The 25189-nt window shown below is 46.0% G+C and carries 22 protein-coding genes; 12 read left to right on the forward strand and 10 right to left on the reverse strand.

Features of this window, described 5'->3' with window-relative positions; translation table 11 throughout:
• Positions 1-14: 14 nt before the first annotated feature.
• From cgtA to rplU, 3 genes are all read right to left on the reverse strand, one after another.
• Complete coding sequence (cgtA, locus tag HQQ92_RS14865) at positions 15-1184, reverse strand: Obg family GTPase CgtA (RefSeq protein WP_105250000.1); 1170 nt, start codon at positions 1182-1184, stop codon at positions 15-17.
• Positions 1185-1398: 214 nt separating this feature from the next.
• Entirely contained in the window at positions 1399-1653 is a 255-nt protein-coding gene (gene rpmA / locus HQQ92_RS14870) for a 50S ribosomal protein L27 (protein ID WP_006080527.1), read from the reverse strand.
• Positions 1654-1667: 14 nt separating this feature from the next.
• Positions 1668-1979 (reverse strand): 50S ribosomal protein L21, encoded by a 312-nt coding sequence (rplU, locus tag HQQ92_RS14875; RefSeq protein WP_006080526.1) that lies wholly within the window; start codon positions 1977-1979, stop codon positions 1668-1670.
• 272 nt (positions 1980-2251) lie between these two features.
• Between rplU and ispB the strand changes: the two genes are divergently transcribed.
• Positions 2252-3223, forward strand: coding sequence for an octaprenyl diphosphate synthase (gene ispB, locus HQQ92_RS14880; RefSeq protein ID WP_049821790.1), 972 nt, complete (start codon positions 2252-2254; stop codon positions 3221-3223).
• An 84-nt stretch (positions 3224-3307) separates the two neighbouring features.
• Here ispB and ung read toward each other — a convergent pair whose 3' ends face one another.
• The gene (ung, locus tag HQQ92_RS14885) at positions 3308-3973 is read right to left on the reverse strand and encodes a uracil-DNA glycosylase (protein WP_173246383.1); all 666 of its coding nucleotides are present in this window, start codon (positions 3971-3973) and stop codon (positions 3308-3310) included.
• Positions 3974-4160: 187 nt separating this feature from the next.
• On the opposite strand from ung, the gene HQQ92_RS14890 reads away from it, so the two are divergent.
• Both HQQ92_RS14890 and HQQ92_RS14895 read left to right on the forward strand, forming a co-directional pair.
• Complete coding sequence (locus tag HQQ92_RS14890) at positions 4161-4724, forward strand: Tfp pilus assembly protein FimT/FimU (protein WP_028761538.1); 564 nt, start codon at positions 4161-4163, stop codon at positions 4722-4724.
• Positions 4725-4798: 74 nt separating this feature from the next.
• Positions 4799-5119: a DUF3144 domain-containing protein gene (locus HQQ92_RS14895; RefSeq protein ID WP_173246386.1), complete on the forward strand. Its 321-nt coding sequence runs from the start codon at positions 4799-4801 to the stop codon at positions 5117-5119.
• A gap of 92 nt (positions 5120-5211) precedes the next feature.
• On the opposite strand, the gene HQQ92_RS14900 is transcribed toward HQQ92_RS14895, so the two are convergent.
• The gene (locus HQQ92_RS14900) at positions 5212-5826 is read right to left on the reverse strand and encodes a LysE family translocator (protein ID WP_105250002.1); all 615 of its coding nucleotides are present in this window, start codon (positions 5824-5826) and stop codon (positions 5212-5214) included.
• Between the two features lie 277 nt (positions 5827-6103).
• On the opposite strand from HQQ92_RS14900, the gene HQQ92_RS14905 reads away from it, so the two are divergent.
• The gene (locus tag HQQ92_RS14905; RefSeq protein ID WP_113939891.1) at positions 6104-6655 is read left to right on the forward strand and encodes a thioredoxin family protein; all 552 of its coding nucleotides are present in this window, start codon (positions 6104-6106) and stop codon (positions 6653-6655) included.
• A gap of 141 nt (positions 6656-6796) precedes the next feature.
• Here the strand turns inward: HQQ92_RS14905 and HQQ92_RS14910 are convergent, their stop codons facing one another.
• The gene (locus tag HQQ92_RS14910) at positions 6797-9373 is read right to left on the reverse strand and encodes a TonB-dependent siderophore receptor (RefSeq protein ID WP_173248678.1); all 2577 of its coding nucleotides are present in this window, start codon (positions 9371-9373) and stop codon (positions 6797-6799) included.
• A gap of 369 nt (positions 9374-9742) precedes the next feature.
• Here HQQ92_RS14910 and HQQ92_RS14915 point away from each other — a divergent pair, with 369 nt between their 5' ends.
• The 3 genes from HQQ92_RS14915 (at position 9743) to HQQ92_RS14925 (ending at position 14971) form a co-directional block, all read left to right on the forward strand.
• The gene (locus HQQ92_RS14915; protein WP_173246389.1) at positions 9743-11203 is read left to right on the forward strand and encodes a sigma-54-dependent Fis family transcriptional regulator; all 1461 of its coding nucleotides are present in this window, start codon (positions 9743-9745) and stop codon (positions 11201-11203) included.
• A gap of 172 nt (positions 11204-11375) precedes the next feature.
• The gene (gene ccoG / locus HQQ92_RS14920; protein ID WP_173246391.1) at positions 11376-12848 is read left to right on the forward strand and encodes a cytochrome c oxidase accessory protein CcoG; all 1473 of its coding nucleotides are present in this window, start codon (positions 11376-11378) and stop codon (positions 12846-12848) included.
• Positions 12849-13369: 521 nt separating this feature from the next.
• The gene (locus HQQ92_RS14925; RefSeq protein ID WP_173246394.1) at positions 13370-14971 is read left to right on the forward strand and encodes an AMP-binding protein; all 1602 of its coding nucleotides are present in this window, start codon (positions 13370-13372) and stop codon (positions 14969-14971) included.
• A gap of 97 nt (positions 14972-15068) precedes the next feature.
• Here the strand turns inward: HQQ92_RS14925 and HQQ92_RS14930 are convergent, their stop codons facing one another.
• From HQQ92_RS14930 to HQQ92_RS14945, 4 genes are all read right to left on the reverse strand, one after another.
• Entirely contained in the window at positions 15069-16973 is a 1905-nt protein-coding gene (locus HQQ92_RS14930) for an ABC transporter transmembrane domain-containing protein (protein WP_173246397.1), read from the reverse strand.
• 218 nt (positions 16974-17191) lie between these two features.
• Positions 17192-17749 carry a heme utilization protein HutZ gene (hutZ, locus tag HQQ92_RS14935; protein ID WP_173246400.1) on the reverse strand — a complete coding sequence of 186 codons (558 nt, stop codon included), beginning with the start codon at positions 17747-17749 and terminating at the stop codon, positions 17192-17194.
• A 37-nt stretch (positions 17750-17786) separates the two neighbouring features.
• Positions 17787-18368 carry a heme utilization cystosolic carrier protein HutX gene (gene hutX, locus HQQ92_RS14940; protein WP_375539963.1) on the reverse strand — a complete coding sequence of 194 codons (582 nt, stop codon included), beginning with the start codon at positions 18366-18368 and terminating at the stop codon, positions 17787-17789.
• A 35-nt stretch (positions 18369-18403) separates the two neighbouring features.
• Positions 18404-20494, reverse strand: a complete 2091-nt coding sequence (locus HQQ92_RS14945) for a TonB-dependent hemoglobin/transferrin/lactoferrin family receptor (protein ID WP_173246402.1) — start codon at positions 20492-20494, stop codon at positions 18404-18406.
• 335 nt (positions 20495-20829) lie between these two features.
• On the opposite strand from HQQ92_RS14945, the gene HQQ92_RS14950 reads away from it, so the two are divergent.
• The 5 genes from HQQ92_RS14950 (at position 20830) to HQQ92_RS14970 (ending at position 25180) form a co-directional block, all read left to right on the forward strand.
• Positions 20830-21702: an energy transducer TonB gene (locus HQQ92_RS14950; protein ID WP_173246405.1), complete on the forward strand. Its 873-nt coding sequence runs from the start codon at positions 20830-20832 to the stop codon at positions 21700-21702.
• Positions 21703-21839: 137 nt separating this feature from the next.
• Positions 21840-22595, forward strand: a complete 756-nt coding sequence (locus tag HQQ92_RS14955; RefSeq protein WP_173246408.1) for a MotA/TolQ/ExbB proton channel family protein — start codon at positions 21840-21842, stop codon at positions 22593-22595.
• Entirely contained in the window at positions 22592-23029 is a 438-nt protein-coding gene (locus tag HQQ92_RS14960; RefSeq protein WP_028761550.1) for a biopolymer transporter ExbD, read from the forward strand. Before HQQ92_RS14955 ends, HQQ92_RS14960 begins: the two co-directional genes overlap by 4 nt.
• A gap of 97 nt (positions 23030-23126) precedes the next feature.
• Positions 23127-24098 (forward strand): hemin ABC transporter substrate-binding protein, encoded by a 972-nt coding sequence (locus HQQ92_RS14965; protein WP_173246411.1) that lies wholly within the window; start codon positions 23127-23129, stop codon positions 24096-24098.
• A gap of 65 nt (positions 24099-24163) precedes the next feature.
• Entirely contained in the window at positions 24164-25180 is a 1017-nt protein-coding gene (locus HQQ92_RS14970) for an iron ABC transporter permease (RefSeq protein ID WP_173246414.1), read from the forward strand.
• Positions 25181-25189 lie beyond the last annotated feature (9 nt).

A 25189-nucleotide genomic window follows, 5' to 3' on the forward strand; every position in this document is an offset into this window, starting at 1 on the left:
CTCAAAGATTACTATTATCTTTGGTAAATAACTTCTACGTCGTAGTCGTCATCATCAAAGTCGTCGTCATCATCTTCATCAACATAATCTTCATTCAATGAATCAAGGTTTGCTTGATGATAATTATCCCACTTGAACTCAACTTCACTATCTGGGTCGACTTCATTGTCTTCAGGTGGAAGACTCGCAATATAATCGAGGAGTTTTAATGCCAACTCACTGGTACCGTCGCGGTTATAGGCGGAGATAGTATAAACATCGCCTTCCCAACCCATTTCTTTAACGATACGATCAACCTTCTCTTGCAGCTCTTCTTCAAGCAGCAGATCGGTTTTGTTAAAGACTAACCAACGCGGCTTACTCGCCAACTTTGGAGAATATTTCTCAAGCTCACCTACGATAGCGCGCGCAGACTCAACCGGATCGGTTCCGTCAATCGGCTCAATATCTATGATGTGCAGCAGAATACGACAACGCTCAAGATGCTTTAAGAAGCGAATACCTAAACCCGCACCATCGGCAGCGCCTTCGATGAGACCAGGAATATCCGCAATCACAAAGCTTTGTCCAGGACGTGGATTAACCACACCTAAGTTAGGCACCAGTGTTGTAAACGGATAATCAGCCACTTTCGGCGTTGCACGGGAAACCGCACGAATGAATGTCGACTTACCCGCGTTAGGCATGCCAAGCAAACCAACGTCAGCCAGCAGTAACAACTCTAATTTAAGGCTACGAACTTCACCGGGTGTGCCTAACGTCTTTTGACGTGGGGCACGGTTAGTACTGCTCTTAAAACGAGTGTTACCTAAACCATGGAAACCACCTTTGGCAACCAATAGCTTTTGACCGTGGGTTGTTAAATCCCCAAGGACTTCTTCAGTATCATGATCGACCGCGCGAGTACCAACAGGAACTTTTAAGATCAGATCTTTACCGCTATGACCAGTACAATCACGGCCACGACCATTTTCGCCACGTTCAGCCATGTGAAAACGTTCAAAACGGAACTCGATCAAAGTGTTGAAGTTTTCGTCAGCCTGCAGAAAAACACTGCCACCGTCGCCACCATCACCACCATCAGGACCACCATCAGGTACATACTTTTCGCGCCTAAAGCTAACACAACCGCTACCGCCGTCGCCTGCTTCGACCCTAATTACTGCCTCATCGACAAACTTCATACTTACTCCTGGCACCACTGAATGAAGCAATTATACCGTCTAACTTCATTGGTCGCCAAAAAACTCGAGATACTTTGCTCCCAATCTTACCTGTCAATGCTCATTCTTGGTAATCATTTACCAACTCAAGCATCTACACGGCGTAAATAGAAGCACAAAAAACAGAAAGCCCCACCAATGGCGGGGCTTTAACAGTATAAGCTAGGTTCGAAAGTTAAGCTTCGATGCTAATAAACTTACGGTTATTAGCGCCTTTAACTTCGAATTTAACTTTACCGTCAGTCAGAGCAAACAGAGTATGGTCACGACCAATACCTACGTTTACACCAGCGTGGAATTTAGTACCACGTTGACGAACAATAATGTTACCAGCTAGAACTGATTCACCGCCAAAGCGCTTAACACCTAGACGTTTACTTTCTGAATCGCGGCCGTTACGAGTAGAACCGCCAGCTTTTTTATGTGCCATGAGTTAGACTCCTATTATGCGTTGATAGCAGTAATTTTAACTTCAGTGAACCACTGACGGTGGCCCATTTTCTTGTCGTGGTGCTTACGACGACGGAACTTAACGATAGTAACTTTATCGCCACGACCGTGACTTACAACTTCAGCAACGACTTTACCGCCAGCTACTAAAGGAGCACCAACATGCACTGTTTCGCCATCAGCGATCAAAAGAACTTGATCGAACTCGATAGTTTCGCCAGTTGCAACTTCTAACTTTTCTAAACGTACTGTGTGGCCTTCAGCTACACGGTGTTGTTTACCACCACTTTGAAAAACAGCGTACATAGCTATTTTACTCCAATTCCTAACACGCGGGCTCATTCTTGGATGAGGCAGGGTGCTACAAAAACTTTATTGACAATGGGCGCGGAGTCTACGCGAAGAATCTAACTCTGGCAAGCCCTAATTAGGAAAGAATAAAAAAAGACCGGATTAACTCTCACATTAGTTGAGCTAGTGCTGTCATATGTCAGAATTTTAGGTAAAATTCATTTCATTATAACACGTGAGCCTAAACAGGGGCCGGGTACGTAATGACCCCACAACCAGAGTCTATTATGGATTTAAACGCTATTCGTCAACTGGCTGACACTGATATGCAAGCAGTCAATCAGCTGATATATAAACAGCTTGAATCAGATGTCGCCCTAATTAATCAATTAGGTTTTTACATTATTAATGGTGGTGGTAAACGTCTTCGTCCTCTGCTGTCGGTTTTAGCCGCACGTGCGGTGAGCTACGAAGGCGAAGCACATCTTAAGCTAGCGGCGATTATTGAGTTTATCCATACAGCCTCATTGCTCCACGATGATGTCGTTGATGAATCGACGTTACGCCGCGGACGAGAAACCGCCAATGCACTGTTTGGCAATAGTGCCAGTGTGCTAGTCGGGGATTTCCTTTATACCCGCTCATTCCAGATGATGACTGAACTTGACAACATGAAAGTGCTCAGAGTGTTAGCTGATACGACTAACGTGTTGGCCGAGGGCGAAGTCTTACAGCTGATGAATTGCAATGACCCAGACACCACTGAAGAAAGCTATATGCGGGTCATTTATTGCAAAACAGCCAAGTTATTTGAAGCCGCGACGCTACTCGCGGGCGTGCTAGCAGGTGCAACGCCTGAGCAAGAAACCGCCTTAGGCAACTATGGTAAGTATCTCGGCACCGCCTTTCAGCTTACCGACGACTTACTCGACTATACCGCCGACAGTGACGAGCTAGGAAAGAATATTGGCGATGACCTTGCCGAAGGTAAACCGACTCTGCCACTCATCTATGCCATTGCCCATGGCACAGACGAAGAGAAACAGCTCATACGTCAAGCAATTGAGCAAGGTGATGGTACTCAGGCCATAGATAAAATCGTAGCAGCACTGCACCATTGCGGCGCGTTAAACTACACCCAACAAAAAGCAATTGAAGAATCAGAGAAAGCCATCGCGGCATTATCTGCTTTACCCGATAGCGACTATAAGCAAGCCTTAGTAACGCTAGCTAAGATTTCGGTCGACAGAAACCACTGATTGCTAACTAATGTAGTTTCGCCCCAAAAAATAAAGGTCTTACTCAGTAAGACCTTTTTTATTGCTTTAACCGCAATCCTAAAATCAAACCTGCCAAAGGATCGGCGTTTCGCCTCGCTCAAGCAATAATTGATTCACTTGAGAGAAATGCCCACAACCAAAAAAACCGCGATAAGCCGATAAAGGTGAAGGATGTGGTCCTGTGAGCACTTGATGTTGCGGTGCGTTAATCACTTGACCTTTTTTGATGGCATGACTGCCCCAAAGCACGAAGATAATCGGCTGAGTCTGCCGATTTAATAATTCCAGCACCGCAGTCGTAAATACTTCCCACCCAGCTTTGGCATGGGAATGCGCCTTGCCTTGCTCAACCGTCAGCACAGTATTGAGCATCAATATCCCCTGCTCCGTCCATGCGGATAAATCACCATGGGATGGCACAACAAAACCTTCAATATCCGTCGCTAACTCTTTGTACATATTGGCTAAAGATGGCGGTGGTTTTATCCCGCGTTTAACCGAAAAACATAAACCATGGGCTTGATCTGGGCCGTGATAGGGATCTTGGCCAATCAAAACCACTTTGACTTGTTCAAGGGGCGTCATACTAAAAGCATTGAAAACATCAACTTCGGGGGGATAAACCACTTTCCCAGCCCTGCGTTCATTATCAACAAATGCGCTTAGTTGCTGAAAATAAGGCAAAGCTCTTTGCACATCGATAAATGTTTGCCATGTCACCTGAGTCACTATTTTACTTCCTCAATTCTATAATCGGGTTAGCTTAAAAGTCCTAAAGTGGTATGGCAAGTTTGCAGACCTTACTTGCCGCTAAGTAATACCACTAAACCTGCTAGGTCTCACGTTAAGACTTTCAATTTAAAACATTCGAAATTAAGTGATATAGTGCGCCCATTCTCGCACACTCTGATACGTAATGATGATCCAACATTCTGATAAATCAATTCAAAGACATCAAACGGGTTTCACCTTAATTGAACTTGTGGTGGTCATCATAGTGCTCGGTATTTTAGCCGTAGTGGCCCTGCCAAAATTTATCAATGTGCAACAAGATGCGCAAATTGCAACCGTTAAAGCGGCAGGCGGAGGCTTTAAATCAGCCATCAATCTGGCACGTTCCGTATGGGCTGTAAAAGTGGGCTCAGGTCCAAAAGAGGATTTACCCGTATTTGGTACGGCACAATCCGAACAAATAGATTTCAACGCCTTCGGTTGGCCAGCACAACACTATATCCATGGCAATGAGGCCTCTCCGGCACTCGATAATGTTGAAGACTGTATATCGGTATGGGAAGTATTATTCCAAAATGCCCAGCCGAGTGTCTCGCGCTTGAATATTGATGCGACTGAAACCGACTATAAAGCCAGTTATACCGATCCTGGCCAGTGTACTTATTTGTATCGAACAAACGATAAACTGTCGATTAATTATGACTCCCACACAGGAGTCGTCATTACCGACACAGATCCCAATAGTTAATGCCTGACGATTCCTTCTTACACCAATTAAGTTAGAATCGAACTTTAATCTGTTACTTTTTTAGAGTGAACGCCATGACCGACACGAGCAGCACCACCATTTACGAACTTGCCGATCAGTTTATTGCCTTAGCCAATCAGCTAAGCCAACAAGAAGCAGATGTAGGTAAAGTTGGCACAGCACTCCGTTTTGCCGCAGCACGTTTTAATGCCTTCGAAGCCGCGATAAAATCAGCGGATCTCGGTGCAGAAAAAGAGAGCGCATTAGAATGGTTTAGCAATGAATTCAAAGAAATGCTGAGTGACAACTTAGACGACCACATTGCCAATCCACCCATTATCCAAGAAAGTGTGGCAGAAGAAGCTGATAATTCTGTGCAAATGTTTAAAGGCTAATCACGCCTTGATTTAAATGCATAGCCATCAACAAACACGCCATCGATTGATGGCGTGTTTGTTATTTAAAACCAATGATTTTAGATAGATCACTAAAGCGTGTACACCACACGAATCGCCAGCAATATTAATACTACGCCGGACAACTTATCAATTAACCCCGCTTTCTCTCTCAATTTAGGCAACACACTCGAGTGGGATAGTAATAAGGCTATCAAGGTGTACCAAAGACCATCGACCACTAACGGTGTAAAAACAATTAATGCTTTAGCCGTCATGCTGTCGGCGACCATCACAAATTGGCTGAATAACGCAAGAAAAAATAGCATTATCTTAGGGTTGAATAAAGAAATAGCAATCCCATCACGGGCTGCAGTTAAGGTATCCGTCGCCTCCCCTGCAGCCAATTTAGCTTGCATACCGCCATTGGAACGCAGCGCTTGAACTCCCATCCAAGCAAGGTATAAGGCACCGAGAATCGCAATGCCATTAAAGACTAAGGGCGCCTTTTTAAGGACTACGGCTAAGCCCAGTAACGTCACCAGCGCATAGATCCCAATCCCTATCGAGTGTGCCCAAGCACAAACGATACCCTTTCCCCGCCCACCACCTAAAGTATGACGTACTACCATAGTCAAACTTGGGCCCGGCGACATAGCCCCCAAACAACAAATAGCCAATAAACCTAACCAAGTACTCCAACTCATTGATGACACCTTTCGCCGAATAAAAATGCCCACTGCTGGGCCTTAAACTTGCTTGCTATTCTAACATCGCGTCATCAAGGCGTTAACGCTAATAAATCCATTTTCAATAAATGAACAGTCATTTAAGAGAATCCCAAACGCGATAATCCCATAAATTCACACTGATTTAAGCCGTTAACCGCTAAGATTAGCGTTAACCTAAGTCTTTATAGCCAAACCTTAATACCTAAGCCTTCATCGCTATTATCACAAAGGCGATTCTCAATCAGGAAATTTTATGAACACTATAACGCTGATCAGTATTTTTATTCTTTGCCTATTAATAGGTGCGATCTTATTACTGCTTTGGCAAAGACAAAAAGGTAAAACCATACCGCTGACGGTGATTTTTGTGCTGGGATTTTTCGCCTTAGGACTCAGTGCTATTATTGGATTTGTGCACAAAAGCGAGGATTACCAAGCCTATCAAAAACTACAATGGCACACCTTAGCCCCAGAGAAAATCGCGCCTCTGGTTGCCCAAGGCTATACCGTCTTTGTCGATATAACCTCTGATTGGTGCACCATCTGCCAAACGAATAAAGCGGAAGTCACCCACAGGGAGCAAATTGTAAATGCCTTGATGGCCGACAATATCATCCTGATGCAAGGTAACTGGAGTGAGGCGAATAAAACGATTGAAACCTATATGCGCCATGAAGGAGTGCCCGGCACGCCCTACAATAAAATTTATGGTCCAAGCGCCCCTAATGGGATTCTCTTGCCGTCAAAACTCAGTATGAGTGATGTGTTAAATGGTTTAGTTGCCGCGCAAACGAATCGTAACTAAGCCCTAAACCATATTTAGGACGAGTCAAATACGAATAAAAAAGGCTGCATTGCAGCCTTTTTGCTTACTTCACTTCTATTTATAAAAGCCAAATTTCTTGAAAGGTGGGTTAGAAATCGCTTCTATAAATTGGCTTACTCATTAAAAACGGTAATTCACTCGACCATAGTAGAAACCGCCGTTGTAATCGAATGGCCCACTTTCATAATAAACGCCACCAAGTTCACCCAAGGTCCCTTCTTTCAGCTTTTGCGCTTCTTGATCAAATAGATTATTAGCCCCCACCGCCAGGGTTAAGCCATCAAGTAATTGATAGCTCATTTCAAGATCGACGGTCACTGCAGCATCAGCCATTTCAGAGCCCCAGTCAGAGGTATCATCAGCGTGAGTCGCATAGTACTCACCAAAATAGTTACCACGTAGTGACAGGGTTACCTTGTCCCATGACTGTGCCCAAGTTAAGGTGGCACGGTGCGCTGGGATACCATCTTCTAATCGACGAACTTTACCCGCATCGGTCGTTTTAAGATCAAACTTATCAACGCTGGTATCGGTCCAACCATAGGCAAGACTGAATTTAGCATTACCCGACAGGATTTCTGCATCATAGGAGGCGACGATGTCGATACCTTGAGTCGTAGTATCAAAGTCATTGGTGTAATAGCTCACACCTTGGATCAACTCAGGGAACTCAACCCCAGCGGCACGTAAAGCATCATAATCTTTAGCCTCAACATCAATCTTACTCGACTGTGCAATACGGCCCTCTACGCCAATGTTGTAGTAGTCGACCGTTAAGAAGAAGCTTTCGTACTCATATACAGCACCAATCGCATAACTAATCGACTCTTCAGGCTTTAATACTTCACCACCGTAAAATGCCGCAAGCGGATCGGTTGGTGGCGCAATAAAGGTCTGGATCAGTTCACCATCGATGATCGATGTCTGGGTATTCACCACGTTTTCTTGGCCAACCGTTGGTGCACGAAAGCCGGTGCTGTGTGATGCGCGGAACGACAATTCATCCGTTGCAGAATACTGCAACGTCAATTTGTAATTTAACGTATCACCAAAGGTTGAAAAGTCTTCGTAGCGCAGTGCTAAACCGAGTAACCAGTCATCACTTAAATAAGCTTCTAAATCAGTATAAATACCTATGTTATGACGTGAGTTTTTACCCGCAGACTCTGGGCCAAAGCCTTTAAAACCATGCGCACCAATGTTGAAACCTTGGCTAGCATAAGGGCCTGCAATCCACGAGGCTTCATCACCTTGAGAAATCTCAAACGACTCATTTCGCCATTCAAAACCAGAAGCAAAACTAATGTCTTCAATGCCTCCTAAGGTTATGAAGCGCGAGAAATCTAAGTTAACTGTAGTTTCAACTTGCTCATAAGCCCCCGTATCGAAATCCGTCGGGGTATCTAATCCCAGTGATGGATTCAACGAATTTTTAAGACCAAAACTGGCTTTGTTCGCCCCAGTACCAGCACTGAAATCATAATTCCATTCACCGATATCGCCTTTTACACCTGCGAAGAAGGACATATCTTCAATGGTACCGGTGAACTGCGGCGTATAGCCACCTGGAAATATCTGGTTCATAGCAAAGCAATTTGGGTCGGCAACCATCGCCTTGTATGCATCAGTGTCGAGTACGTTGCCGTCACTTCCATCAGCATTTTTAGGGATAGGTACGAGTCCACATGTTGATGGATCACCATTTACAGCGCCCACAAGTAAATTCTGGCCACCATCATTGGAATACACGTTGCTACGATTTTGTGGGTAACGATAATAGAAGCCCCCCACGGCATCACGGGAAGACAGATTACCAAAGGCATAGGCGTGCATGTTGGCATTAATGTCTAAGCCTGAGTTGATGAACACTGAATAGTCATCATTAATCTCAGGATTACCCCACACTTGTGCGGGGTCATTAATCGCGGTATTACCCTGCTCGGCTAAGTTAGCCGCATCAGGACGCTGCACACTACGGCTAGTGGAGTCAGCATTTTTATACTGGAAGCTTAAATTGACGAAGCCATTTTCAGTCACAGGTAAACCGACATCACCTTCGACCGTGGTGGTAGCACCATCACCCTCGTAATATTCTCCTTGGGTCACAGTGATGGAACCACCCTCGGAATTATCTTTTAAAACAAAGTTCATGACTCCGGCAATCGCATCCGACCCATACTGCGCAGCAGCACCGTCGCGCAACACTTCAACTTGCTTTAATGCAGAACCAGGAATAACTGAGATATCAGGACCTTGAGCGCCATCGTTAATACCACCACCCTGGAACGCAATCACAGATGCACGGTGACGACGCTTACCGTTGACTAGCACTAGCGTACTGTCTGATGGCAAACCCCGTAAATTAACGGGACGAACTAAGGTTGCTGCATCACTAATGGGTTGAGCGCGTGAGTTAAACGATGGCACCGAAGTCACTAACATATCAATCATGTCAGTTGAGCCATTCTTTTTAAGGTCGTCACTACTAATAATATCAATAGGAACGGGAGAATCGCCGATTGAGCGTGGCGCAGCACGGGACCCTACAACTGCAATTTTTTCAACGTTCTCATTTTTAACAGCCGTCTCATCTTCTTCTGCTATTGCCTGCGGACTGATTAAACTACCAGACAAGGCTAGAGTAATCGCCAAACTCACTGCACTTAATCCAAACTTCTGCTTCTTTGAGGTCATCATATTCATCCCAACTGCTTATTATTTTTAGAATACCTGACCTGCTTTGTGCGATTCTCGTCCCTAAACCTTGCTACCACGGTCAACGCAAAATCACATTACACAAACATTTTTATAACATAAATTAAACAATATCCAATGTTAAATCAGACTTTTGAATGAATATTAGTCATTTATCTTTTATATCAATTTCTTAGATGAAAATATTTTTTAGAGTATGGAACCAAGTAAAATGTACTCGAACGGCAAAAAGTGTGAGCAGAAAAATCACCAAAGAAAAAATGCTTAAAGGGCATAATCAAAAACACGATATATCGCGTCACAGTACTTAAGGTATACTCAGAAAATACCGCCAAAACCAGAGTAAGACAGATGACCAATAAGATTTCAGTCAATAATGAAAAATCGATAGATAAGCATTTCTTACCGGAAAACCAGTTACTGCTCAACGCTGTCGGCGAAGGTATTTATGGATTTGATTTCAGCGGTAATGCGGTGTTTATCAATCCGGCAGCCGAACGCATGACGGGTTGGAAGAATGAAGAGCTACTCGGTAAAAACATCCATAACTGTCATCATCACAGCCATGCAGATGGCAGTCATTATCCCCAAGAGGATTGTCCAATTTACAACACCTTAAAGGATGGGATCACCCGAGAAATCACTCACGATGTATTTTGGCGTAAAGATGGCAGTAGCTTCCCCGTTCATTACAGTTCCACCCCTGTTTACCGTGACAATCAACTGATTGGCGTAGTCGCGATATTTCGCGATATTAGTATTCAAAAACAAACAGAGCAGTCATTACGCCAAGCCCTAGCCCAAGTACAAGCGCTCTCGGAGCGACTCGCCTCTGAAAATCATTATCTACAGGCAGAGTTGGCAGACAAAACGGGTGATGTGGATATTTCGGGTGCCAGTACAGTGATCCGCCATATGATCCAGCAATTGCACATGGTGGCCAATACCGACAGTACTGTGCTCATTTGTGGTGAAAATGGCACAGGAAAAGAACTCGTTGCCCGTAACTTACATCAGCTCAGTCGCCGCAAAGATAAACCCATGATCAGTGTCAACTGTGCCGCGTTTTCGGCATCTTTACTAGAAAGTGAACTCTTTGGTCACGAGAAGGGGGCATTTACTGGCGCCACAAGCCGCCGTAAAGGTCGCTTCGAACTTGCTCATCAAGGCACACTGTTCCTCGACGAAGTCGCTGAACTCAGTTTAGAAGCCCAATCAAAACTACTGCGAGTCATCCAAGAACAATCCTTTGAACGTCTCGGTGGCAGCGAAACCATTCAAGTGGATATTCGCTTAGTCGCCGCCAGTCACCACGATTTACTCAAGCGAGTCGAACAGGGATTATTTAGGATGGATCTCTATTACCGTTTGAATGTATTCCCTATTCAAGTACCACCACTGCGCGCAAGAATCGAAGATATTCCCGAACTCGTCAGCCATATTCTGCACAACTTGAATCGTAAACTAGGTAAAAAAATTCGTGGAGTGAGCCAAAAAGGGCTACAAAAACTCATGGCTTATACTTGGCCCGGCAATGTGCGCGAACTGCAAAATATCCTCGAACGCGAAGCCATTCTATCCCAAGGAGATATTCTGCAGATCCACGCTATGCCGAGCAATAATCCCTTAGCTCAAACCCAAGGGCAAACCTTAGCGGAAGCGGAAGCGCTGCATATAGAACAAACCCTTAAGCGCTTAAACTGGCGCATATCCGGCCCACTCGGCGCAGCGAATGTCCTCGGTGTGCCCGCAAGTACACTGAGATCGCGAATGAAAAAACTGGGGATCCAGCGTCAATCGAGTGAAATCTAATTCAAAACGAGCACACTAAAAACGCGATATATCGCCAATGTGTGATATATCGTGATCTTTATCTGGCTTTAATCACAAAATAACCATATATATCATAAGGTTGAATCATTCAAAACTTGGCCTAGCGCTTGCTATAGGGAGGCGAATCTTATTTAAGCCGTTAGGACCCTTTATGCCCAAGAGCGAAGTTACCCCAAATTCTCCAAGTGTAAATAAGAGTGTGGGCGCGAAACCTGCCTCAGTAGAGCTACACATTCCGGTTAAAAACCTCTCTACTGAAACCGCAGCAAAGAGTCGTCTCCCCTCTGGCAATATCCATTTCCGTGAGCAAAAAGGTGATTTTCAGCGCCTGCGAACCATGATGAATAGCCTATTGATCGTGATGTTTTTCGCCTTGCCGTTTATCTCTATTGATGGCCGCCAAGCAATACTGTTAGATATCAGCCAACAACAGTTTTTTTTCTTTGGTATCACGCTCTGGCCACAGGACTTTACCTTGCTGGCATGGATTTTTATCGCCGCCGCCTTCGGTCTGTTTTTCATTACCGTATTTTGGGGCCGTGTTTGGTGCGGTTACCTTTGCCCACAAACGGCGTGGACCTTTATCTATGTGTGGATAGAAACGCGCATCGAAGGCAGCAGTAATAAACGTAAGCAGCTCGACAAAGCCCCTTGGTCTAGCAGTAAAATCGGTAAAAGAAGTGCAAAACACTTACTTTGGGGTCTAACAGCTCTGCTCACTGGCTGTGGTTTTATCGGTTATTTTATTCCCGCCCGCGAACTTTATGTGGACATCTTGACGGGTAATGCCAGCTTCTGGGTGACAAGCTGGGTGTGGTTTTTCGCCATTTGTACTTATCTCAATGCGGGCTGGATGCGCGAGCAAATGTGCTTACATTGCTGCCCCTATTCACGTTTCCAAGCTGTGATGTTCGATGCCAACACTAAAACCGTGACCTATGATGCACAGCGCGGTGAAGCCCGTGGCCCTCGCAAACGTAAACAAGAGAACAATCAAGATAACCATACTTTAGGTGACTGTGTTGACTGTAATTTGTGTGTCGAAGTTTGCCCGACAGGGATAGATATTCGTAACGGCTTGCAATATGAGTGCATTAACTGTGGCGCCTGTGTCGATGCCTGTAATGAGACTATGTTGAAGTTCGATTACAAGCAGAATCTTATCGGCTATATGAGTGAAAATGATCTTAAGGGAGTGAATTACTCCTATTGGCGCTCGCCGCGTTTCTTAGGCTACGGTGCAGCGGTCATTATCATGTTTATCGTCATAGGGTTAGACTTAAATAGCCGCAGCGAGATCCAGCTTAACGTGATCCGTGATCGTCAAAGCTTGTACCGTGAAACCTCGGATAATAAAGTTGAAAATACCTATCAGCTGAAGATCCGCAACAAGACACAAGATACTAAGCAATATCAACTCGCCGTCGACAGTGAAATGCCCTTTAGCTTGATTGCCGATCCTATTATTACCTTGGCAGCGGGTGAACAAGTGGACTATCCCGTCACAGTATTAGCCGATAAGGATGCCATCCCCTCGGGGCGCAAAATTATCCAATTCTCGGTGACGGATGTTAAACAGCCAACACAACAAGTGAGCCAAGAAACCGGATTCTTCAGTCCTTAGCACTAAGCTTTTAGCGCTTAATATGAGTTACCGTAACATTGGTCATCATCAAATTAACTAGCCAATCGGCGCTTGAGGAATCAACTCAAGCGCCGGTTAAAGGCAGATATTCATCCCCAAAGACAACCAGATCTTTAACGTCTCATACATCGGAATTAAACCTTAAACGCCTACAAAGCTGAAAATTTCCCCGTTAAACGGCGCATAGACAAAGCAAATTGAGCACATTTAATCTTAATCCTTAGAAACATAACGGTTACAAATTTTAAATTGTCTTTCCTTCAACTCTTATTTAGGTTTTGTGGTTCATTAGATAACTAAGATTCTAAGATAACTAAGCTATAGTTAAGCACTTAGCTTTAGAGTAAAAATACTATTTGTTACATAAAGATACCGTTATTGGCATAAAGATGTTTTTCGCGATAAGCATTGACCTCTAGTGCTAACACCCTCTAATCTAAACACCTGTTTAACTCCAAAATAATAACAACTAATAAACATCATCTTTGAGGTAGTTCAGCATGGCATACGATCAAGACTCTCAACTCAAACTAAACTACTCATCACTGGTCGATCTGATCGAGAAAACCAGCCTGCGTTACGGTGATAAACCCGCCTATGCCTGTCTCGGTAAAACCAGCAGTTTTAACGAGATAGAACGCGATTCTCGTTACTTTGCCGCCTATTTACAAAATACGACCACACTCAAACCGGGCGATCGCATCGCCATTCAATTGCCTAATATCACCCAATTTGTCATCGCGGCCTACGGCGCAATCAGGGCTGGGCTTATCTTAGTTAACACTAATCCCCTATATACCGAGCGTGAGCTCATCCATCAGTTCAATGATTCTGGTGCCAAAGCGATCGTGGTGTTATCCGATCTATTACCGACCTTAGCCAAAGTCATCGACAGCACCAAAATAGAATACGTCATTTCAACCCACCCTTTAGATTTGATCGATCCGCACGTACAGCCTAAGACAGGCCTGAAGAATGTGGAGTTTTGCCAAATTTTAAAACAAGGCGCAGAACTCCCCTTTAGCCGATTTATCTCAAATCTCGACGACCTCTCGGCGTTGCAATATACGGGCGGCACCACTGGATTATCTAAAGGTGCCATGTTGACCCACGGCAATATGCTCGCTAATGCGGCGCAGGTAAAATCCCGCATCGCGAGCGTGATCACCGAAGGAGAAGATATCTTCGTTGCACCGCTACCGATTTACCATATTTATGCGTTTATGGTGAACTTAGTGCTGTATTTCGAGTGTGGCGGCTGCTCGGTATTAATTCCAAATCCACGGGATATTAGCGGCTTAATTAAGACACTCGCCAAATATCCCTTCACTGGATTTGCAGGACTCAATACTCTGTTTGTCGCCCTATGCCATCAACCCGAGTTTAAAGCACTCGATTTTAGCCATTTAAAAATCACCATCTCGGGCGGCACAGCACTGACGGCCGCTGCGGCCAACATTTGGCAACAGACGACAGGCAACATGATCAGTGAAGGTTATGGGCTATCTGAAACTTCGCCGGTGATTTCACTCAATGCACCCGGTTATCAAAAACTAGGCACTATTGGTAAACCTGTGATTGGCACTGAGGTTAAACTCTTAGATGAAAACGACATTGAAGTGCCCTTAGGTAAGGCCGGAGAATTAGCTGCACGCGGCCCACAAGTCATGCGGGGATATTGGAATAATCCGCAGGAAACCGCCAATGCTATGACTCAAGAGGGCTTCTTTAAAACTGGGGATATTGCCATAGCAACAGCAGAAGGTTTCCACCAAATAGTTGATCGTAAAAAAGATATGATCATAGTCTCAGGTTTTAATGTCTATCCCAACGAAGTGGAAAACGTCCTAGCAAGCCACCCTAATGTGATCGAATGCGCCGTGGTGGGAGTAAAAGATGAGCACTCGGGCGAAGCGGTTAAAGCCTTTATTGTGCTAAAGGATGATAGCCAAGATCATCAACAAGCTAAAGAGGCCATTCTAGCCTATTGCCGCGAGCAGTTAACCGCCTATAAATTGCCAAAAGTCATTGAATTTATGACGCAATTACCTAAAAGTACCGTAGGCAAAATTCTGCGCCGCGAGCTAAAAGATAAAGCTTAAAAACCGCATTTAAAGGCAAAGCTAAGAAACAAAAACACAATAAAAGACCCAGTAAGCTAGCCTGAGCGTTTCAGCTAGCAACTGGGTTTTATTTTACCTAAATGGTCTCATTCAAGGTGCTGGCATTGGCCTCTTCGGTTAACAATTGCAGACTGGCAAATTCACGATATAACGCATTAGATTGCATTAACTCTTGATGGCGACCGCAGGCGACAACCTCACCCTTATCAAATACAAAAATCCTATCGGCATTGATTACCGTCGATAAGCGATGGGCAATAATCAAGGTGGTTTTACCCGCCATCAATACGTCCAACGCTTGCTTCACTTTCTGCTCGCTTACCGCATCTAAGGCGCTGGTTGCTTCATCGAGTAACAATATCGGTCTGTCGGCTAAAATAGCCCGCGCAATGGCAATACGTTGCTTTTGTCCACCAGAAAGCCGCACACCACGCTCACCTAAATAGGTTTGATAACCTTCAGTAAACTCGCTAATAAACTCGTGGGCACGGGCCGCAATACAGGCATCTATCACTTCTTGCTCGGTGGCATCGACTCGACCATAACGCACGTTTTCAAGTACGCTAGTCGCAAAAATCACCGAGTCCTGCGGCACTAGAGCAAACTGCGACCGCAACTCCTGTGGCAGAAGATTGGCAATATCAATACCTTCCAGTCGAATACTGCCAGCGCTAGGCGCATAAAAGCGTTGCAATAACTGGAACAAGGTACTTTTACCCGCGCCACTTGGCCCGACTAAGGCAACCCGCTCACCCGCGGCAATAGCCATATTGAGCTTTTTTAGCACTAAGGCATCATGCTCTGGATAGGCAAAATTGAGTCCTTCAATCATTAACTCGCCACTGACCTTGGCGGGCAAAGTCACAGGATGAGTTGCAACGGGAATATCCACTTGTGTTTCAGCCAGTTCGATTAAACGTTCGGCGGCGCCAGAAGCCCGCTGAATTTCGCCTATCACTTCGCTAATCGTCGCCACTGCGCCCGCGACCATCACAGCGTAAAACATAAAGGCAGATAACTCACCGCCCGTCATCTTACCCACCATCACATCGTGGGCACCAACCCAAGTCACCATAGCAATCGCGGCGATACTTAAAAACATCACAGTTGAGATCAGCAAGGCACGGTAACGGATCCGGCCACTGGCCGCAGACATGACATCTTCGACGCGGCGATTGAACAAGCTACGGTCTTTATCTTCATGCCCATAGGCTTGCACCGTATGGATTTCATGAAGCGTTTCATCAACATAAGCGCCGAGATCGGCAACCCTATCTTGGCTTTCTCGCGCCAGCGTACGGACTTTACGGCCGAAAAAGATCACCGGCCCTAACACTAAGGGCACAGCCAACAACACCAGCAATGTCATCTTAACGCTAGTGATACCCATCATGACTAAACCACCAAGCACAGTTACGCTAGAGCGCAGCGCCATGGACAGACTCGAACCCACCACAGTTTGTAGCAAAGTAGAATCGGCGGTAAAACGGGAGATCACTTCACCAGTGCGCACCTTAGCGTAAAAGGCGGGAGAGAGTTTAAGCAGTTGATTGTAAACCGTTAGACGAATATCGGCGCTGACCCGCTCGCCAAGCCAAGTCATCAAGTAGAAGCGGCAAAACACAGCTGTGCCACTGACGGCGGTAATTCCGAGCACTAACAGTATGATTTCATTCAGCCGCTGCGCATTATCCCTTACAAAGCCTTCATCGACCATCAAGCGCACACCTTGGCCCAATGATAACCAAGCGAGCGACCCTATCATCAAGCAGATAATCGCCGCGACAACTTTCAGTTTGTAGGGTTTAAGAAAACCCATAATCCAAGGCAATACCGATCTTTGCTGCGCCGAGGTCCATTTAGCCTTTGATGTATCAGCGCTTGTTGTAGACGTGACTGGAATTAACTTTTCGGGCAATGGCTCAGCCCCCGCTTTAATGGGTTCGGAAGATTTGGCGAGTTCAGCTGTAGGCTCGGTCACGGGTGGCATCCTTGAGGTAGGTAAGGCAATTCAAATATAACATCAGCATGAATGGGATCATCTGCAGCCGTTAACCGCGCAGCATTACTTAAAGCATATAAGTGAGATGCTACCTCTTGCAGTGGAATTCAAGGGCTGTGTGGTTTTACTCAAAAGAAAAGCATAAAACAAACCCGCAGCGAGTGCGGGTTTGTTTTATTACAATAGCTTGACGCGGCTTAAGCGACTTGCTTGTTTTCCGGCGTTTTTGGCGTGCCGTGGTGGCCATCGCGCTTCCAATCCACATCTAACAACTCTGCGCCGCTCAGGCTAAATGCTTGGCCAAAACCTTTGACGTAAAGACCCTGATGAGGCGCGAGCTTATATAAGTTAAAATCGGTTAACGCCGCAAGGTTATCGGACATTTCGCCAAAACGTGCCGATAACACACCAACACCTTTGCTGAAGTCGGGCGTATCGCGGGGCACTGCCTCGGCAATCGCATCGAAGGTTAAACGCTTGCGGGCAAAAACCGATTTGGCCGCAGTTTCGTCTTCAACTAACATCACAGAGACCTTAGATGAGTGCTTTAAATTATGACCGTGACGGGCTAAGTCACTCACCAAAATATAAAAACCATCATCTGCCAGTGCGAAGGGCGCATAGCTCGCATTCGGCTGGCCATCTGTACCAATGGTGGCTAGTTGCAAGGTCTCGCGCTGCTGTTTAAAGGCTTCGATTTCGGGTAAGAGTTTGTCTCTTAAACGCTGTTCTTGTTCGGTAATTTCAGGCTTCATTTACTGTTTTCCTTAATACTTTTGTTAATGCTGCAATTCAGAGGTGTGATTGCACCGAGGCAAAGGCTGTCGCGAGCGCTTTAAATTGGCGAACTTGCTCAGGAAACAGTGCTCTTTGTTTATCACGGCCTAAATACACTTTGAACACCACCTCACCTTCACTGCCGAAAAAGTTAATCGAATGGCTCTCGCTGCCTCTAAAAGGTCTGCTGATCAAAGCGATACCACTCATGGCATCTAATTTGAGATGACCATGCAAACCGTCCCCCTTGCTGTAGAGGTTGTAATAACCGTGGGCGTATTTTCCCTCGGGGAAATCTCCTTTAAATTCAAATACGCTGCCAGATAACATCACAATAGTGGTTAACTTTCCCCATTTGGGTAAGGCTTGCAGTAATGTATCGAGCTGAGTTAACGGAACAAACACCACTTGTTCGGGCGGCAGCGCTGCAACCACTTCGAGCTCGGCAATGCCTAATTCACTGGCGAGCTGCGCTGGCATTAAATCAGCTTGTTGTTCAAATCGTTGTCGCAATTGCGCCTGTTGCTCACTTAGCTGACGTTGCTCAGAGTTTAAATCTGGCGCGACATTGAGCTCGGTATCGAGTGTCATCTTCATTTTACTGTCTCCAGCGGTAGTGACTATTGAGTGGCTTAGAACATATAGCGCGCCGATAACTTCATATTACGACCCGGTTGATACAAGGTTTGCCACGCTTGTTGATACTTCTCATCACCGATATTTTCGATTGCGAAATCCACTCTCACACCCGCCATCGCGCCCATAGTCGGCTCCCACGCTACATACACATCCCATAGGGTGTAATCGTCGTATTTCGCCACTTTAAAGCCGTCAGGCGTATTCGACTGAGTCGCCACATAAGTGACGCGAGTACCGAGTTTCATGTCGCCTTCCATAATGCCTTGGGATAAATCGACATTGAACTTATTGGCGGGTATATTTTCTATATCATCGCCCGTTTGACGATCTTCGCCATGGGTTTGGCCGTAATTCATCGCTAAACGAGTTTGGCCAATACGGTAACGACCGCTAATTTCAAAACCTGTTAAACGTGCATCTTCAACGTTATTCCATGAGGTCGTTTGCTCGAATCCAGGAATGCCACGCCAAGGATTAGACACTTGCTGCACGATAAAATCGTCCACATCGTTACGGAAAACGTTAAACGTTAGCGCCAGTTCATCATCACCCGCTAACTCACTGAAACGTAAGTCCGCTTTGATTTCTTTATTGCGCGCAGTCTCTGCTTTTAGATCCGAATTCACCGCGAAGGTGTTACATAAACCTTGGGGTAAAAATCCGGGGATTGGCGGGATACAATAATGGGTGCCGCTGGAGAACATTTCCTCTACCGTAGGTGCGCGGAAGGCTTGATCGTAACGTGCGCTTAAGGTCAACCAAGGCTGAGTCTGCCACACCAAGCCAAGCGATGGTGATAACTCATTGTCATCTGAGGATAAGTTGAGATTATGGCTGTCATTTTTAAAGCTGTCATAACGCAGACCCGCATCAAGATTTAACGTCTTAGTCAACTCAATATCTGCCCGCGTAAAAGCGCCCCATACTGTGGTTTCGCCATCGATATTATCTGGACGCTGGCCCACTTGGCCCGAATCATCACGCGTCGTTTCTATGGTATCGCGAAAACCATCGACCCCGTAGGTCAACAGAGTATTGCCTAAACGCGAACTGTTATTAAGGTTAATCCCCACAGTGCGGAACTCAGTACTGTCTTGCTGACCTTTCGTAATACGGTCTTCATCGTAGTCGGTACTGTTCCAATACACTTGCATCTTAGTATCCAGATACGGGTTATTAGCAGGATTGAGACTGTAGTTTAGGGTGAGGTTTTTATCGTCAGTCTTGCGGCGCACCAAAGGCACTGAACTACTCACAGCAGCAGAAGGATTGCTCGGTACTAATTCATTGTTTTTGCTGGCTCTTGCAGATAACTCTAACCGTGATGCCTCGTCGGCTTGCCAACCGAATTTAGCTAAACCACTGCTGCCTTGGGATGCACTGTTGTTTAGAGTTTCGTCATTACCAGTTTTTATATTGTTTGAATCGTAATAGGAACCATTGAGTAACCAATCGATGCTGTCTTGTTGACCATAGATAGCGCCACTGGTTTTAGTGCGGGAGCCATTGGTCTCATAACCTTGTTTGAAATAGCCACCAAAGGTCTCATCTGGCGCTAAAAAATCTTGTGCCGACTTAGTATTCTGCGCTACGACACCACCGAGGGCACCACTGCCCCACAAGCTACTGGCAGGGCCGCGCAGCACTTCGATGGATTTGAGCAACTCAGGGTCCATAAAGTAGGTACCTCTGTGACCAGAGCTGGTATTTTGTCTTGCGCCGTCAATTGTTTGCAACACACGATCGCCACTTAAACCACGGATTTCAACCCCTTGAGATGAAGCTCTTGGGCCATTGGTCAACGTAATATTCGCCTCATTTTTAAGGGCATTGGCAACTGATGATGCTTGGGCGACCGTAAGTTGCTCTTCATCCACCACTGCCACGCTACGGCTGGTTTCGGAGGCTTTTTCACTGATGCGTGTTGCACTCACTAATACTTCATCAAACTCTGTTGTGACCAGTTTTTTATCCGCATCCTGTTGAACAACAGGCTTAACACTTTCCTCTGCCGCTAACGTAAAACTTAGGGCCGTACCACTCAGTGCTATCGCCATGGCGATCACTAACGGCTTTTTTTTCATCTCTTCATCCTCAAGTGATATTCAGCTGTTTCCGTACAATTTATTACTGAGCCTAGACTCTCTTTCCAGACGCCAATCCTTTCGAGATTAAGTCTGTTCCAGATTTGGCTCTTTCGAGATTGAGCCTCTTCCAGATCGAGCCCAAGGCAATCAGTACCCATAAAGTAGGATAAATCGTCGGTTTAGCTGCTTTTTAAAGCGCTCATTCGAGCTATTGCAGGCACTCTACCTGAGACAACAAAATAGATCAAATGCAAATCATTATCATTTGCGATCTTGTTTATATTGAGATATCTTAATTAGGAAAATGGCTTTCATTGGAAAAAGAGGTTGCTGTGACACCAAAACGATATCTTGCCTTTGGCGCGTTAACGGTTGCCATCCAGACGGGTGTTATCGCCTCCCAACCCGCTATGACTATGCAGCCAAGCGCCCAATCATCGAGCGTAAACCAAGCATCGCTCACTCCCAGCGCGAATACTGTCACCCTTAATTTTTCTACCGCGACTAGCGCTGCAAGCAACACGAGTGCAGAGCCCATCAAGCAAACAGACGCCAAAGTAGCCACTGTGAACAGTACAGTGCAAAAAAACAGTACAGCGCAAAAAGTATCAACAGCAGAATCTGTCAATAAGGCGGTTATCCCGAAAACTAAAGCTGATCAACGAATTGACAGCCAACTCGCCAAAAAATCTTCAGCAACAAAACCCACGGCTAACAATCATCCGAATACGGACCCTTTAGCGACGAACGCTTTAGAACCAAGTGCTTTAAATCCAAGCGTTTTAGCACATAAGCGACTCGAACAAATTGAACATCAAACAGAACCCAAAACTGCACAAATGGATTTAATCACTAACGCAGCCGAAGTTGATGCAAAAGCGACCCCAAATGTGGCCAGTGAAACAGCTGACAGTGCCCAAACTAACATAGTGGAATTAGCCAAACCGCTGTTCGCTGCAGCGCCACCGCAACCGACTTATCCAAAGATAGCGCGTAAAAAAGGGCTAGAAGGCACCGCAACCATAGAAGTGATGTTTAACGAACTTGGTGAGCAACTTGCACTGACGTTAGTAAAAAGCTCAGGGTTCAGTCTGTTAGATCAAGCCGCGTTAGATGCAGTTGAAAACTGGCAATTTGCGGCGCCAGCGCAAAGGCTAGCGAGTCATTATAAGGTCAGAGTGCCTATTCGCTTCGCGCTCAACTAACAGGCCCAATGTTGCCACTGAAAAGTTAGCCCGTGGAGAGTTAGCTCGTAGGGAATTAGCCACCGCACAACTAGCCTGATTTTTGTTTTACTAACTTACATATAAAACTACTTTTTTCAATAGATTGGAGAGGCTTAATGCCCGTAACTGATTTTTCAACCCTACAGACTCAGCTTGGCGTGCTGACTTGGCCCTTGTTGTTATGTGCTTTTTTAGCTTTGATGATCTGCCTTGAACGTAGCGCCTTGTTTTTGCATCAAACTTTGCTATCAATCTGGCCCAAAAAACAGGCCTGGGTAAAAGCATTGCGTCAATCAAGCTCAGCGGCAACCACTGAAAACGTCAGCGCGCTGCTAGCGCAAACCAGCGCACAGCAAGATTTACTCGCCCGTGGCGCGACCTTGCTACTCAAACAAGTCCACCAGCCAAAAGTGCTAAGGGAAGAATTACTCAGTCTGTGGCTCAATAAGCAACAACGCGACTTGCAAGCCGGACTCAAGGTTTTACAAGTGATTGGCATCATTAGTCCACTACTCGGTTTGCTCGGCACAGTATTGGGACTCATCGAAATGTTTGCCCAACTCGGGCAATCACAAGGCCCCGTCACTCCAGCACAACTCAGTGCTGGACTGGGCCTTGCGATGAACACCACAGCTGCCGGACTCATGATCGCCGTGCCCGCCATTACCGCCGCCCATCTTTTTGGGATCTGGGCTCAAGGCCAATGCCTGCGTGCTGGGCATGTGCTCAATCAACTCAATCTCTGGTTAGCGGGTATCGAAGATATTTCAATTGATGCCAATCATTACCATGCATTCACCCGAGTCAGTAAAACCAGAGTCGAGCAAAAATTGGCATCCAAGCCCCATTCTCAAATTGAGCCACAGACATGATAAGTGCAGATAAACCATTCTTATCGCAGGCTGGCATTGCTTCGCCTGAGCAACTTCCGAGCCTAGATTTAACCGCGTTAATCGACATTATTTTTATCGTGCTGGTGTTTTTACTGCTGACGGCAAATAGCCAATTATTAAGTTTGCCGGTAGATGTGCCACAAAGCCCAAGCTCGGCCATCACGGCAATCGACAACAAACAAACAATTGCCATCAATATCATGGCAACAGCGCCTTATTGGGCTATTGATGGCAAAGAGTTTGATGACTTAGCCACTTTTACCACTGAATTTACTGCACATTTTCAGACTATGCCGAAGGCGACGGTTGTCATTGCCGCCGACAAAGCCGCGCCAGTGGAACCTTTGATGCAACTGCTTGCACTGTTGCAGACGCAGTCCATCAGTCAGACCCAAATTTTGATGGAGCATTAGCGTATCCGAACCAGCCATTTAAACGAGAAAGCAAAAGTCTGACATCAAAAAACGGCATCTAAGCCTGTCGCGAACAAGTTGTATTAGGAGTTTAACCATGTTGTTTCAAGCAACTAAAATACCAGTAAACAAAGGTTCCATTGCTCAACGTTATCAACATAGACGCACATATAAAGCATTGAAAAAATTTATTTTTTTCACATCAGCACTTACGGCCTTACTATCCTCAAGCGTTTTTAGCGCTGAACTGAGTGCCGAGCCAGAGATAAGACTCGTGAGTGCGGGTACAGGAGTCACAGAGCTCATACTCGCCCTCGACGCAGGCAATGAGCTAGTCGCCATCGACTCCACCAGCTATGTGCCTGAAAGTTTGAGCCATGTGGCTAAGCTTGGTTATCACAGAATGCTCTCCGCCGAAGGCATTATTGCCCTCTCCCCAACGCTGGTTGTCGGTTCAGATGTGATGGGACCAGAAACCACACTAAAGGTATTAAAACAGGCGAATATCCAAGTTGTGCAATTACCCGCAACAAATGATGAACCACAACTGATGAACAATGTGGATACCTTAGGTCACTTACTCAATCGCCAAGAACATGCGGTTAAATTAAAACAAGATTTACATCAACAACTGCAAAGCTTAGCGGGTAAAAAACAACAAGTGCGCGATGCTGGCTCTCAGCCCAAAATTCTCTTCATGCTGTTACAAGAAGGCCGCGGTGCACGTGTTGGCGGTAAAGGCACAGCCGCAGATACTATTATTGAGCTGTCTGGGGCACAAAATATCGCCGAGTTTGATGGCTACAAAAGCATGTCTCAAGAAGGGATTCTATCCTTACAGCCCGACATTATTTTGCTGTCAAAGCGTAGCGATAAACCCACAGATCAAACTAATGCACAAATTGCCCAAGAACTGTTGAAAGAGATGCCACTACTCGCCCATACCCCAGCAGGGGAAAACGGCCATATTCAAACACTAGCACCGCAAGCCCTTCTCGGTGGTTTAGGCATCAGTGCCATAAGCGCCGCGGATACGCTCGCCAGCACATTGCTCAAGCAAAACCATTAACAAACACAGCGATGAGTACAGTTAGCACTAATTAACCCCAGATAAAAATAGAAAGGATATTTGAGATGTGCCTCAACCGCTGGCTCTGGCCGAGTCTAGTCACACTGTTAGCCCTAAGCGGCTTACTCTCGGTCAGCACTGGCCCCGTTAGCATCAGCTTTATCGACGCCCTAAATGCAGTGTTCAATTGGGCTACCCAGCAAAATATCGGCAATATTGCGCCCCACGAGCAACTGGTAATCAACAATGTGCGCTTACCGCGGACATTACTGGCGTTAGCAGTAGGCGCTACGCTCGCACAGTGCGGCGCGGTAATGCAGGGGCTTTTTCGCAATCCCTTAGCGGATCCCGGTATTATCGGAGTGTCATCCGGCGCAGCACTTGGCGCAGCCATCTGTATCGTGCTGCTACCCAACGCGAATCCATTGATGATCCCCATCAGTGCGTTTGCATCGGGATTAGTGACCACCCTTATCGTCTACCGACTCGCCAGCAGCCCAACAGGTACATCGGTCGTATTATTACTTTTATCGGGTGTTGCCATAGCTGCGCTGGCAGGCGCAGGAATAGGTGTTCTCACATATCTTGCCAACGACATGGCGCTACGTGACTTAACCCTATGGCAAATGGGATCGATTGCAGGTGCGCAGTGGCTATATGTCAGTCTGTGTCTTGTGACCTTAGCGCTACTGAGTTGGCGATTTCACCAAGATGCGGCGGCACTCAATGCCTTGCTGCTTGGCGAATCCGAAGCACGCCACTTAGGGATAGATGTCGATAGGCTCAAACTTAGGCTTATTTTGCTTTGCGCCTTAGGGGTTGGCGTAAGTGTAGCTGCAACAGGAATTATCGGCTTTATCGGCCTCGTCGTGCCGCATTTAGTGCGCATGATGTTAGGGCCAGATCATCGCCAACTGCTGCCCATCAGCGCACTTTTAGGTGCAGCCCTATTGGCATTGGCCGATATCGGCGCGCGCGCTTTTTTACCGCCTGCCGAGTTACCCGTTGGACTCGTCACCGCGCTCATCGGTGCGCCTTTCTTCATCTTTTTACTACTGCAACAACGCAGTAAGCTAATCTAAGCGAGTTTT

It is taken from the genome of Shewanella sp. DC2-4 (assembly GCF_013248875.1).
GTDB lineage: Bacteria > Pseudomonadota > Gammaproteobacteria > Enterobacterales > Shewanellaceae > Shewanella > Shewanella oncorhynchi.

Bases quoted from the DNA above. Each gene is read 5' to 3' on its own strand.
- HQQ92_RS14955 (WP_173246408.1), top strand. From the start codon at position 21,840: ATGCCCGTAACTGATTTTTCAACCCTACAGACTCAGCTTGGCGTGCTG.
- HQQ92_RS14900 (WP_105250002.1), bottom strand. From the start codon at position 5,826: ATGAGTTGGAGTACTTGGTTAGGTTTATTGGCTATTTGTTGTTTGGGG.
- HQQ92_RS14965 (WP_173246411.1), top strand. From the start codon at position 23,127: ATGTTGTTTCAAGCAACTAAAATACCAGTAAACAAAGGTTCCATTGCT.
- HQQ92_RS14910 (WP_173248678.1), bottom strand. From the start codon at position 9,373: ATGATGACCTCAAAGAAGCAGAAGTTTGGATTAAGTGCAGTGAGTTTG.
- HQQ92_RS14905 (WP_113939891.1), top strand. From the start codon at position 6,104: ATGAACACTATAACGCTGATCAGTATTTTTATTCTTTGCCTATTAATA.
- ccoG (WP_173246391.1), top strand. From the start codon at position 11,376: ATGCCCAAGAGCGAAGTTACCCCAAATTCTCCAAGTGTAAATAAGAGT.
- HQQ92_RS14960 (WP_028761550.1), top strand. From the start codon at position 22,592: ATGATAAGTGCAGATAAACCATTCTTATCGCAGGCTGGCATTGCTTCG.
- cgtA (WP_105250000.1), bottom strand. From the start codon at position 1,184: ATGAAGTTTGTCGATGAGGCAGTAATTAGGGTCGAAGCAGGCGACGGC.
- rpmA (WP_006080527.1), bottom strand. From the start codon at position 1,653: ATGGCACATAAAAAAGCTGGCGGTTCTACTCGTAACGGCCGCGATTCA.
- hutZ (WP_173246400.1), bottom strand. From the start codon at position 17,749: ATGAAGCCTGAAATTACCGAACAAGAACAGCGTTTAAGAGACAAACTC.
- HQQ92_RS14895 (WP_173246386.1), top strand. From the start codon at position 4,799: ATGACCGACACGAGCAGCACCACCATTTACGAACTTGCCGATCAGTTT.
- HQQ92_RS14945 (WP_173246402.1), bottom strand. From the start codon at position 20,494: ATGAAAAAAAAGCCGTTAGTGATCGCCATGGCGATAGCACTGAGTGGT.
- hutX (WP_375539963.1), bottom strand. From the start codon at position 18,368: ATGAAGATGACACTCGATACCGAGCTCAATGTCGCGCCAGATTTAAAC.
- HQQ92_RS14890 (WP_028761538.1), top strand. From the start codon at position 4,161: ATGATGATCCAACATTCTGATAAATCAATTCAAAGACATCAAACGGGT.
- rplU (WP_006080526.1), bottom strand. From the start codon at position 1,979: ATGTACGCTGTTTTTCAAAGTGGTGGTAAACAACACCGTGTAGCTGAA.
- HQQ92_RS14925 (WP_173246394.1), top strand. From the start codon at position 13,370: ATGGCATACGATCAAGACTCTCAACTCAAACTAAACTACTCATCACTG.
- HQQ92_RS14970 (WP_173246414.1), top strand. From the start codon at position 24,164: ATGTGCCTCAACCGCTGGCTCTGGCCGAGTCTAGTCACACTGTTAGCC.
- HQQ92_RS14915 (WP_173246389.1), top strand. From the start codon at position 9,743: ATGACCAATAAGATTTCAGTCAATAATGAAAAATCGATAGATAAGCAT.
- ispB (WP_049821790.1), top strand. From the start codon at position 2,252: ATGGATTTAAACGCTATTCGTCAACTGGCTGACACTGATATGCAAGCA.